Below are 12,412 nucleotides of genomic sequence, written 5' to 3' on the forward strand. Positions count from 1 at the left end.
TCACTTACGGTCGTTACGTACTGTCGCCTACCTCAACAACGTCACGCCTAATAAAAATAGATATAGTTGACGCCCATCAGCGTCACCGCCGTACCCACACCGGATACCTGCTGGCGCGAGAAATAAAACACCAGCCGATCGCCGCCAAATACTGATCCGCCGATACCCACGCTTGCCTGAGGGCCCCAGCCCTGATTCGAGTCGTGCACGATGCCAATATCGGCGTACGGACGCCACGACCGCGAATACGTGTCGCGCGCATCGGTGCCAAAGCCGATGAAGGCGCCGTATTGCGTATAACTCTGCGGCATCACGGTGGCCGACGTCGGCGTGCCGGCATCCGACGGGATCAAGCGACCCAACAAGCCGTCAGGCGATCCGCTCGCGTGATAGTCCCCCCGCACACCGATCACACGCACCGTGTAATCAGGATAGGTCGTCCGGACGCGATATCCCAATTCCGCGGACACGTTGGTGCCGCTACCCACATTATTCCGGGCTTGACTGTAGTAACGCGCTGCTTCGAACGTGGCCGATGCGTAAATCCGGTTCGTCGCATTCCACCGAGCACTGACGGTGGCATTGTCCTTGACGCCCCCCACCGATAGAATTTGCGATTCGTTTGCCGCCTGATCCCGCCCAAGGCTGACCTGGCCGGACAAGACGCCGCCCCGGTTCACCTCGGCCGACACCGACATCGGATAGACGGTCGACGCGCCATGGCGAACCCCTGCGCTTGCTTGCACAGCCGTCGATTGCGTCTGGCGTCGCACATACACGCTCGTGGTGGTATCGAGGCCTGGAACGTTGGTCAACTGCGTGCTGTCGGCCGAACGTTGAAAACGTTGGACGTTGTCGACGCCTACCATGTAATGCTCGCCAATCTTCACACTGCCCGACGCGCGCTGTTCAATCGTATCCAAAGGGTGCGCCGTCGTGCTGTCGACACCGGCGCTCAACGACTGCGGCCAGTTCATCGCGGTATCGAGCAAACGGTTGTGCAACACGTCCGACGCCGACGCGCCATCGAGCCCCCGATAGGCCAATTGTTCCGCCTGCGCCGGACGATCCAGCGCGATGGCCGCGTCAATGGCGCCAGTGACCGACAAATTACCTTTTCCCTGATCCAATAACTGCTGGATGCGGGGCTTGTCATCATCGGCCAGCGCAATGGCCATCGCCTGTTCCCGCGGAATCATCAACGCACCGGCGTACTGTCGCGCGAGCCAGCGGCGTGCAATGCCATTGCCTTCATGTGACAAGGCCCATGCCAGTGCCACATCCTTTGCCACCGACGACGTTAACTTGTCGCTGGCAACGTCTTTGCCAGCGGCGCCGACGTCGGTCGCTGCATCGGCGGCGGCGAACCCCGTACCACGCAGCGCCGCGCGTAAGGGCGCCAACCCCGGCGGATCGCCGATCATCGACGCGCGTGCCGCATTCGCCTGGCCTGTCATGTCGCGGCGACCGGCGTCGCTGTCCAGCACATCGCGCAACAAGGCGCGCGACGCATCGGCATTCTCAAAAATCGCGGCCAGCGAGGCCTGCTGGCCGATGATCTGTTCGCGCGCCTCGGCTTCTGCGGCAAGACGTCCCGACGTTGGCCGCCCACCAGCGTCCGTCGCGGTACGTTGCACGCCCAGCGGGCCGGAACCATCGCCACCTTTTGCCATGGCATCACGCATGCCGCGCCACACCGTGCGGCGCAGTGTCCAGGCCTGCTCGTCGTGACCAGCCTGGTCCAACGCCTCCGCATACGCCATCAGCCACAGCGGATCACGCGACATCGATGCCGCCTGCAAGCGGAAATAACGCAACGCGGCATCGGGGCGATTCAAGCGCAATTGCGCAGCGGCAAATGGTCCCCACAATGGTGGCGCGGACTGAACGCCATCCGGCCAGGTAGCCAATGCACGACGGATATCGTCATTCGTGCCGTAGTCAACGAGCGACCAGAGCCAGGACACTTGCACGTCCTGCGTTGCACCAGGCAGCTTGACGGCGCGATCGAGATCCGCCAATGCCTTGTCCGGTGCGCCGATCGCCCGATAGTAATCGGAGCGCACGCGCAGGAATTGCGGATCGCTCTCCAACGGCGGCAGACGATCGGGCGCAATGCCGTCGAGAAGATCCCTGGCAGCGTCAAGCGCCCGGGCATCCGTGTAGTAATGCAACGCCGCCTGCAACGATTGCGACGAGTGATCCAAACGATACTGTGCCTCCGCGGTGCGCGCGGCATCGATCGGGAATGGATCGTAGAAGAACGTCATCGCGGCAAGATCATCCGGCACCACCTTGCCGGTCGCCAATAAACGTCGGTACGCGTCATTGGCAATCTCATCCTTTTGCTGGAGTCGGGCGAGTTCCGCCACTGCCCGCCAATAGAGGGCGGCATTGTCATCGTTGGCGGCAATATTTCCGCGCACCGACACCAATGTCTGCAACGCGGTTGCGTAATCGCCGTGACGATACTGCAGGTTGGCCATGCGCAACGCGTGTTCCGCATTCGCGGGGTCGCGGCGCAACAGATCCTGATACGTCGCAATGGCGTCGTCGTCATGACCCGCACGCGTCTGCAGGGTCGCCATCCGGCTCTCCACGGCAATCAACGCCGCGCCACGCCGTACTTTCATCCGGGCCTTCAGATACGCAATGCCATCGTCGGGACGACCCAGTCGCTCATAGGTCGCCGTAACCGCATCCAGCAGTTTCAAGTCGTCAGGACGGGCGTTCGATGCCCGGGTTACCGCGGCCAGATAGGCATGATCGTCATTCAGCATCGGTGCTAGGCGCAGGACGTTCTGCCAGCCTTCGGGGTCCTGCGTACGCTCCGCGTAAGCCATCCACATCTGCAACGCAACGGTTGGCGCACGGTTCCATTCGGCAACCTGCGCCAGGCGACGGGTCCAGATCGGATCATCCGGATGCTTTGCTAGCTGTTCGTTGGCAAGGCGTTGCGCACTGGCCAAATCGCTTGCCTCAAGGAACGATTGGTACAGCAGGGAGGGCACATCGCCCTCATGTCCCACTCCTGACTGCGCCGCGTCCGACGCCGCCGTGGGCTTGGTCGCCCCCGTGTTGGCCGGCGGCACGCCGGGCACCGCCGATGCGGCCTGCGGCTTCACTGGGCCATCCGACGACGTATTGGTCGCGGCCCGGATTCGGTTCGGGTCACGCGGGTCCACGACAAACTGTACCCGGACAATCGCCCCTTCTGCCTCGTCCATCGCCGTGCGAGGCGCCGCAGGCGAGCGCGCGCGCACACGGTAGCCGGCAGGATGCGTGCCGTCCAGATACCCGCCCTCACGCGCCGCATGCAGCGAGGGTCTGGCCAAGCCGAGCGCGTCATACCACGCGCCGGACATGACAATAATCCGGCTGCCGTGCCCATCATCTTTTATCTCCGGCGCGGCGGCCAGCAATGCCGCATCCGGTGCAGGGGTCGCCTGCGCGTATCCGGCCAGGGCCTTCGCATATCGGTCGACCCGATCGGTCGCCCGGGCCGCGCGCGCGAGATTCAACAGCACGATAAGCACCTGCCGATCGTGCATGAATGCACCGCCATAGCGGTCAGCAGCGCCCAATGCAGCGTCGAGCATATTGCCGGACTGCAGCACACGGATGCCGGCGATGAAACAGCGGCGCTGCTCGTTGACATCCGTCGCCCGCTGCTGCGCGCGGAACCAGCCGTCGGCGGCGGTACGATAGTCGCCGTCGAACATGGCATAGCGGATCACCTCGGCGTTCCAGCGCTGGGCATTCGCCTTGTCCTGATTTTCGAGGCGGGCATATAACTGCTTGGCCACCTGCTGCGCATTCGTCGACGCCGCGGTCGCCGCCAGACGCTGCAGTTCCGGCGTCGACCAGTTCAGTCGCGCGGCATCCGCCAGCTCCTGGCGCACGATATTCAACTTCACGGCTCGCCCCGGATCGCTTTCCTTCAACGCGTTGGCAGTCCGGACATCTACGGCGATCTTCAACAGCACGGCGGTGCGCTTGACCCCGTCACCAGGCATGGTCGCCAGCCGATTGGCGATATTCCGCGCATCGTTGTCACGTCCTACCTCGTAATACTGGTTCCCGAGGAAAGTCAGCAAATCGACGTCGGTGGGCTTCGAACGCAGCAACGCTTCGAGATACGCGATGCTTAGCGCCGTAGGCGAATCGGTCGCCGCCAGACGCGCCTGGATACCGCCCCGCGGATGCGCGACATAGAGCAAGCCGACGACGGAAACCGACATCACACCGACAAGCCAGGTAGGCGCGATGCGCAGACGTTTAGCGGCCACAGTGCAAATCTACCTGGTCGTACTGCATCTTCTCCGGCAACTGCGCCGGCAGGTCGATCCGCAACGCACTACCGGCCAAGCCGTCCGTGCCCGCTTCGCGCCGCGCGTCACGACGTTGTCCGTTTACCGTTACCGAACACTGACCGGCGTTTTCAACTCGGATATAGGGTTCATAGTGCCCCGCGAAAGAAAACCGCATGCCGTCAGGCCGCACGACAGCATCCTTCACAAACCCCCGGGCGAACGAAATATAAGGCTGGGTCGGTCGCGCCGACGCGTTCGGATTGATCGCCACGCGCGCATCGCCATCCTCTATATGGATGTAGATGCCGTCCGGGCCGGGCGCATAGCCGGTCACGTTGTAAGCATGGCGCAGATCCGGCGCGCCGCCCGGCTGCCAATGCACCTCGCGCACGGCACCGTTACCACGGAATCGCCATGCCGCTTGACCGGTTGCATCCGCCTGAACATCGCGCGACACGGCGAAGGAACGCCAGTCGAGCACTTTCTGGATATATTCCGTCACATACACCGGCAGTACTGGCTGCTTCAGCACGGCATCGAAAATCTGTTCCAACGAATGAAGCGATGCCTCCTTCGTGCCGGTGTACATGTGGTAATAGATATCGATAGGCTTGAAACGCAGCGGTGCATCGGTCATTGCAAACGTTTCGAGCACGCGCGAAAAACCATAGAACGGCCCTTGCCAGTCATTCGTATAGACATTTTCGTCTTGATTTGGCGCATAGACCTGGTAAGCACCCGGCCCCTTGTCAACACCTACCGGTGAGATATTGGTCCAGCTGTTCGCCGATTTCGTAATGACGGTATCGCCGCCGTTAAAATTATAGACTCCGGCTTCGTACACCTTGCGAATCGCCAGCGCTGGCGGGTGGCAATCGCCGGACCATTGCAGTACCTCGACCTTCTTTCCGGGTGGTGCGAGACGCGTATTGATGTAATCAATCGACCCACCAATCTCGCGATCCAGGTTGAACGTATAGTTCGGGATATTCAGTGAGAAAGCCGCGTCGCCACCGCCGGCATCGGTCTTGGCGCCCGTCTCCGCATCGACCTCGTCCCACTGGAATGGATGCGAGTATGTGTGGCTGCCGATCTGTACATTCGGCAAGGCGAACATCGCTTTCGCGATCTGCTCCAATCGAGGCGAGATCTTCGGATAGAGCCCCGTGGGCCCCACTTCCCCCTCGATCACCGATAGCAACATCGGTATCTTGTAACGCGTGAAGATACGGTCGTACAACGCCTGCCCGGAATAATCAGGGCCCGGGAATTCGGCCCGCGAGGCGAAACCGTCTCCATCGACGTGCGTCATGAGCAGTCGCAAGCCATTCTCGGTGGTCAGGCTCGGCGACGGCAACGTCGGCAACCGCAGGGCACGTGTCAGGAAACTGAGGGGATTGATGGCCCAGCGCTGCAACTCGATACCATTCAGTGACACCACTTTATAGGGCGCGAGTGCATATCCGCCCCACGGCATCATCCCGATTTCATCGACCTGCTGGCCGTTGACATTCAAACGCAGTAACGACTGTCCTTGCGGGTCCGTGATCCGCACCCCTTGAATGTCCCGCGGATCAACATTTGGTTGAATCTCAAAGCCCACCAACGGATCACTGTGCACCACGTTGACCGGGGCAGTGAAAGGACCTTGCACGGAACGTAAGCCCAACGCCTGCCCCGCACCATCATTCAAGTTGAAACCGAATCGTCCCAAAAAGGCGATCGGTACATGCGCATCAATACGCCCGCCAATCCATTCACGCCACGCCTGCACATTCGGTACGTTCTCATCGTCGATCCAGACAACAATACCGGCGTAACGATCCGGATTGACATTCTCAGGGAACGGTTTATCCAGATCCGCGTATTCCGCTTCATAGCCAAGGTAATTCAGCGGCGCGGCAATATTGTGAACACGTACAGCAAGATCCAGCGCCTCATTGGTATTTCGGTCTTGAACGACCAGAACCTTGCGCGGCATCACCTCGATGCGGCCCATACCCACTACATCGAACGCACGATCCGTAACATAGGGGGAGCCACCCGTGCCAACCACCTGTTTTGCAACACGACGCGCGCAGTCACGATCCGGTCCGTCGCAAAATTCGACATCGATGACCGGCACACCGGTCTTTGCGGTGAACGCGCGCGATGCGGCGAGGCGCTGCGCACGCGCGTCATCGGACACCGGAACCAATGCGCCACCGCGATCCACCTCCAGGATCAGCGACGGGCCTACCACGGCATACAGCGACGCCGCATACCCGGCCGCGCGCGTGACCGCTTCATCACCTGCCACCATCAGCTTGGCATCTGGATACTGCGCGTGAACGCGTGCGATAACGTCGCCGCCCACCGTGTCATCCAGCATGAAACCGCGAAATCCACGTTGCCACAACGGCTGAAGGACATTCTGTATCAACGCCGCGGCATCCGCGCCCGACGCGGCGGACGAGTTTGGAGACACACGGGCGATCCATGTCGTGTGCGGCAAAGGGCGCGTGCCGGGGTCAAACGCATTACGCGGATCGAGCACGACGGCATCGAAAGCCTGCAGCATTCCGACTGGCGCCTGCGCACCGTAGTAGAACGCAATATTCGGCGTTGCCAGGGGGCCGGTTACGGTCGTCGACCCTCCGGTCGTCACACCGCCGTTTGCATTGAACGTTTGATTGCCGTCGGTGGCGGCCACTGTGAACGCAGACGGAAACGTGAGCGCGAGTGCCAGCAAGATGCCGCGTGTCCAGAAAGATGCCATCTGGATGGGCCGGTGCCGGCTAGGACCGATCGCCCGCCATTCCTGGCGGACCTGTAAAGCATGATTCTCTGCCACGTGTTAGAGCCCGATGCGTGGTTCGTCGAGGTACAAAGTCGGAGCGACATCCAGCATACGATATTCGCTGTTCAAGAGCCCGGTCCATGACCCCTTGCGCAGCACGCGGTAGGGTACGCAACGCGCCCATCACCCCGTATCACACGTCCGATCGACCACCGGTCAATATCGGAGCGCCGCCCTTCGTTACCAATTTTTGTAGACGCATCGATTATGCGTCGTCCGAGCGGATATGGCAGCATGCGGCAAACAAACTGTCGTCGTTTCGAGACAACATCGTTGTTCCACTCCTCCCCCGGCACCATGGTCAAACACACGCTTGTCAGTTATCACGAGGGTAGACGACACAACGACGTTCATGACAAAAGGCATGAAGAATGTCGAACGTCAAAGCAACGTGGACGTCGACGTCATGCCCGGCGGCGGCTGCAATGAAGGGATACCAAGACACAATTCGCTTAGCCAATCAGAAAACGCCACGACTTTACGCAGCGGCGTACCCGGCGCGCGAAGCAGCCACATACGCCGCGGCGGTGGCCGGTATGTGCTTAATACTTCACGCAGCGTGCCATCGTCCAGGTGTTTTTGCAGGGAGAACAAGGACGTCATGACCAACCCCAAGCCAGACAAGGCGCATTGTGCAAATGCATTCGCATCCGAGACGACCACGGCATCCTTCATATCGATCAAGACATCGGCACCGGCGTCATCGCGCAAGGACCATGGACGAATCCGCCCTGTCTGGGCCGACCGATAATTCACCGCGCGATGATGCGCCAGATCGGCAAGCGTCAGAGGCGTGCCATGCCGGGCCAGATAGTCCGGTGTCGCGCACACCAGGGTTGTCGCCGCCCCGAGCGGCTTTGCCACCAGATCAATGTCATCTAGCATGCCCGTCCGAACAATGCAATCGAGCCCTTCCTTGACCAAATCCACGCGCCGATCAGTCGTGCTTAACTCGACACGCAAGTCGGGATAACGCGCAAGAAAGTCAGGCAAAGCGGGAATGACGATGTGGTGTGCCACGATTGCCGGCAAGTCGACCCGCAAAACCCCTCGCGGCGAGGCATCCGCGTCGATCATCTCGTCTTCTAGCGTGTGCAGGTGCTCCAGAACAGCGCGGCAATGCGCAAGACAGCGCTTGCCATGCTCGGTCACGCTGACATGGCGGGTCGAACGATTCAGCAGGCGGGTATTGAGGTGCGCTTCCAGCGACTGCACGGCCCGGGTGACGCGGGGCACCTCCATCTGTAACGCATCGGCAGCCCTTGTGAAACTGCCCGTCTCCGCCACACGGACAAAAACCTGCATCGCGTTCAACAAATTGATAGCCACCAACGTTCCCTTGTTCACATCCGATGTACGTCGCGCGGCGTCCCGGAATACGCGCCAGGCGAGCGTCCACGCCAACACCCCCACGGCATGCCGCTTCGTCAAATTATAAGATGCCCAAAACGGTGCCTGACAGGATGGCGCCGTGTGCGTGAGTGTAGCGTATCCGCGTCGGTGAAGTCATGACAGGCGCGCGGAATGGATCGTCGTCGCGGCGAGTCAACGCTCAGCAAGGAAAATGTGATGGATTACACCGCCCCAGGTGGGGATACAGGTAGAATTCGGCTGCACCCGGCGCGATTGCGCTGGATTGCATGTTTTTGTAGCGCGTATCCGCCCAGGCGCGATGACAGCCATCTTTTTACCGGTGTGCTCGATGCCTGTGCGGGTTCCCCACCTATCGTCGCGCCCTGTCGCATGCCCCGCCCGCTTTTGTTGCGTACTCCGGCGATGATCGGATCAATACTGATCGTCGTGTTTTGCACGTTGGCCGGTGCGGCCATCGGCACTGGCATTGGCCAGACGACCGCCGTCGCCCAACAGCGTACGGAAGCTGGCGTGCTCGCGCAGTTATGGCTACGCCGCGTAAAGGAGATCGGCGCTGAAGCAGACCGTGCGCTGGCAGCCATCAACCAGTATCCCGCCCCCTTTGCTCCGATGCCGACATTGCGCATCTCCGTGCGATTGTTCTGGAGTCACGGTTCCTGAAGAGTGCCGCCAGAGAGCGAGACGGCAAAATCATCTGCACATCCACGGATGGCCGCGCTGATGATCCCATAACGGTTCCCACTGTCGATTTCGTCAACAGCAAGGGACAGCAGATTTTGCTGAACCCGAACGTTGACGGTGTGAGCGGTGCGCAAGCCATTGTAATCCGGCAGGGGCACGCCGCGATCGCTATCCATTACCCCGCGTACGACGTCATCGTCGACCCGCGTGTCGACTATATGGGCGTCAGTATTCAAGGCACGCAACGTTTTTTGTTGACCAGCTCCGAGGTCAGCGCATTGCCGTCCGGCATCGTGCTGCATGACAAGACACCGGTTCGCCTTGCGAACCATCGCTTCGAAGTACGCTGCACGCAGGGGGGCGACGAATGTATTCTGGCGCGCATGCGCGATGCATCTTCCGCGTCCGGCCTCGGCTTGAGTCCCGAACTATTGGGCTTCCTGACGTTGGGGATGATGGCCGGTTTCGGCATCGGCATGGGGCTGTGTTCCGCGATGCGCCGCGCGAATTCAATGGCACGGCGGATGCGACGTGACTTGAAGCACGGCAAGTTGACACTTGAATACCAGCCCGTCGTGCGACTTGCCGATGGTCAATGGGTCGGGGCGGAGGCGTTGCTGCGCTGGACCGAAACCAATGGCCGCCACATCAATCCGGACCTTTTTATTCAGCTTGCCGAGGACGAAGGCTTTATCCAGGAAGTTTCACGCTATGTGGTGACGCGAGTTCTCGATGAACTGGGCGACACGCTACGCGCCCGCCCCGACTTCAAAGTCGCGATCAATATCTCCGCAACCGATGTCTTGACGGCCAGTTTCCCCGCGTGGGTCGCGCTGCGGCTGGCTGCCGCCAACGTCGCACCTTCATCGATCGCTTTCGAAATCACCGAGCGGACCACCGCGGAACACTCGGTACTTGCACGTGGCATCAAACGCCTTCGCGATAACGGACACGCCGTTTATATCGACGATTTCGGCACGCAATATTCCAGCCTGTCCTACCTGTCGTCGCTACCGGTCACCGCGGTCAAACTCGACAAGTCTTTCTGCCGTGGGCTGCCGGAAGACGAAAAGCTCGGCGTCGTCGCCTCGCGTATCGCCGCAATGGTGGCGGCGCTGAAACTCGACTTGATCGTCGAGGGGATAGAACACGCCCCGCAGGCGGTGTGGTTCCAGCATCTCTATCCGCCGCCACTGGGACAGGGTTGGCTCTTTGCACGCGCCATGCCGGCAGCCCATATCGCCGCACATTGTCACTGCCAACCGCCGAAGAACGAACCCACCACGGCGAGCATCCACGCGTCGTTGGCATAGAACAATACGATGTGACTCGTCTACAATCGGCAATCCGACCCACTTGCCGATGACGCCCATCATGCCCGACTCCCCCGCTTCCATCACCCTCCCGACCTATGACGACGTGGTCGCCGCAAGCAACCGTATTACCGGCCATGCGCATCGCACGCCGGTCATGACGTCACGTATCCTGGACGAGGGATCAGGCATGCACTTGTTTTTCAAATGTGAAAACCTACAGCGGATCGGGGCCTTCAAATTCCGCGGCGCCTTCAATGCCCTGTCCCGATTCAACGACGCACAACGCCGTGCCGGCGTGATCGCCTTCTCCTCAGGCAATCATGCGCAAGCAATCGCACTGTCGGCGAAGTTGCTTGGCATTCCCGCGACGATCGTCATGCCGGAGGATGCTCCTGAAGTGAAGGTGGCGGCGACGAAAGGCTATGGCGCGGAGGTCGTTTTCTACGATCGCTATACCGAAGACCGGGAAGCCATCGGTCGCGCCCTGGCGTCCGCCCGCAACCTCACGCTGATTCCGCCCTACGATCATCCAGACGTCATTGCCGGGCAGGGAACAGCCGCCAAAGAGTTATTTGAAGACGTCGGCCCACTGGACGCCTTGTTCGTCTGCATGGGCGGCGGCGGCCTGCTGTCCGGCAGCGCGCTTGCGGCCCGGGCGCTCGCACCACAATGCAAGGTGTTCGGCGTGGAACCGGAAGCCGGCAATGATGGCCAACAATCATTTCGCTCCGGCCGGATCGTTCATATCGATACACCGAAAACAATTGCCGATGGTGCCCAAACTCAGCATCTGGGCCAGTACACGTTCGCGTTGGTACGTCAAAACGTCGATGACGTGCTCACGGCCAGCGACGCACAATTGGTGGCGGCCATGAGGGAGATCGGCAGTTATATGAAGCTGATCGTCGAACCGACGGGTTGCCTGGGTTATGCGGCCGCCCTTGCCGCGAAAGCGCAATGGGCCGGCAAGCGCGTAGGCATCATCCTTAGTGGCGGCAACGTGGACATGCAGCGCTACTGCGCGCTTCTCGCACAATAATACTTGCGCCGCTTTTAAAGTCACCAACACCCCAACACGCCGACGAAAAGCAGATGCATGCCGTCCGGCGCCAATCTTTTCTTACCGTGCATTGGACGCATCCTGGAGGCGTCAGGGCGAACAGACTTACCAGAAATTGCATCCAGACGACATTACCACTCGCGCTGTTATTCGCCATTCACCGTTTTTTTGACAGTCGTCATCATCAGGACACTATTTCAAGTCTTGCCGTATCGTTCTTAAAAGCCACATGCGCTGGAGATTTGTTTCCGCAAACCGTCTCGCGTCATGGTTCAGTCCTCGATTCCCAAAAAAATTAACAAATCCCTCACCGATCTTTGCATTTCGGAAAAAATGATATGTCCCCACCATTCGCTGGAGACAAAATCTTTAAAGATATTTATCTCAATTTATTCATTGATTTACGTGACAACAACGGAATGATTGTACGAATCGTCCTACGAGATTCGTACCGTTGATACCGCTAGGCCAACTACACGTGTCATGGTTCGTCGCATTTTCTTATTGACGTCTCAAAGACATTTGCCAACAATACACACGCAGTACTCATTTTGTGGCGGCGCGCTTTCCATATCGATTGTTCCGCGCTGTCCGTCTCAATGCACAACTTGGATGAAACATGGCAACCGGTATTGTTAAGTGGTTCAACGACGCGAAGGGTTTCGGCTTCATTACGCCTGACGATGGTGGCGAAGATCTGTTCGCGCACTTCTCGGAAATCCGTGCTGACGGCTTCAAGTCGTTGCAGGAAAACCAGAAGGTCAGCTTCGACGTGAAGCAAGGCCCGAAGGGCAAGCAAGCGTCGAACATCCAGGCGATCTGAACCCGA

At 60.0% G+C, this 12,412-nt stretch carries 7 protein-coding genes; 4 read left to right on the forward strand and 3 right to left on the reverse strand.

Going from position 1 to position 12,412, the window contains the following annotated elements; genetic code table 11:
• Positions 1-47: 47 nt before the first annotated feature.
• The 3 genes from WM40_RS17850 to WM40_RS17860 all read right to left on the reverse strand — a co-directional run bounded on the left by WM40_RS17850 (position 48) and on the right by WM40_RS17860 (position 8,583).
• The gene (locus WM40_RS17850; protein WP_082102913.1) at positions 48-4,289 is read right to left on the reverse strand and encodes a tetratricopeptide repeat protein; all 4,242 of its coding nucleotides are present in this window, start codon (positions 4,287-4,289) and stop codon (positions 48-50) included.
• Positions 4,279-7,071, reverse strand: coding sequence for a sugar ABC transporter (locus WM40_RS17855; protein WP_157685842.1), 2,793 nt, complete (start codon positions 7,069-7,071; stop codon positions 4,279-4,281). The genes WM40_RS17850 and WM40_RS17855 overlap by 11 nt, the downstream gene beginning before the upstream one ends.
• Before the next feature lie 462 nt (positions 7,072-7,533).
• Positions 7,534-8,583, reverse strand: a complete 1,050-nt coding sequence (locus tag WM40_RS17860; RefSeq protein ID WP_052738393.1) for a LysR family transcriptional regulator — start codon at positions 8,581-8,583, stop codon at positions 7,534-7,536.
• Between the two features lie 93 nt (positions 8,584-8,676).
• Here WM40_RS17860 and WM40_RS17865 point away from each other — a divergent pair, with 93 nt between their 5' ends.
• The 4 genes from WM40_RS17865 to WM40_RS17880 all read left to right on the forward strand — a co-directional run bounded on the left by WM40_RS17865 (position 8,677) and on the right by WM40_RS17880 (position 12,406).
• Complete coding sequence (locus tag WM40_RS17865; protein WP_046153556.1) at positions 8,677-9,186, forward strand: hypothetical protein; 510 nt, start codon at positions 8,677-8,679, stop codon at positions 9,184-9,186.
• A complete protein-coding gene (locus WM40_RS17870; protein WP_413783813.1) occupies positions 9,168-10,520 on the forward strand; it encodes an EAL domain-containing protein in 1,353 nt (450 codons plus the stop codon). Before WM40_RS17865 ends, WM40_RS17870 begins: the two co-directional genes overlap by 19 nt.
• A 61-nt stretch (positions 10,521-10,581) precedes the next feature.
• Positions 10,582-11,562: a threo-3-hydroxy-L-aspartate ammonia-lyase gene (locus WM40_RS17875; protein ID WP_036011482.1), complete on the forward strand. Its 981-nt coding sequence runs from the start codon at positions 10,582-10,584 to the stop codon at positions 11,560-11,562.
• 640 nt (positions 11,563-12,202) lie between these two features.
• A complete protein-coding gene (locus WM40_RS17880) occupies positions 12,203-12,406 on the forward strand; it encodes a cold-shock protein (RefSeq protein ID WP_024904570.1) in 204 nt (67 codons plus the stop codon).
• Positions 12,407-12,412 lie beyond the last annotated feature (6 nt).

The sequence above is a fragment of the Robbsia andropogonis genome (assembly GCF_000970345.1).
GTDB lineage: Bacteria > Pseudomonadota > Gammaproteobacteria > Burkholderiales > Burkholderiaceae > Robbsia > Robbsia andropogonis.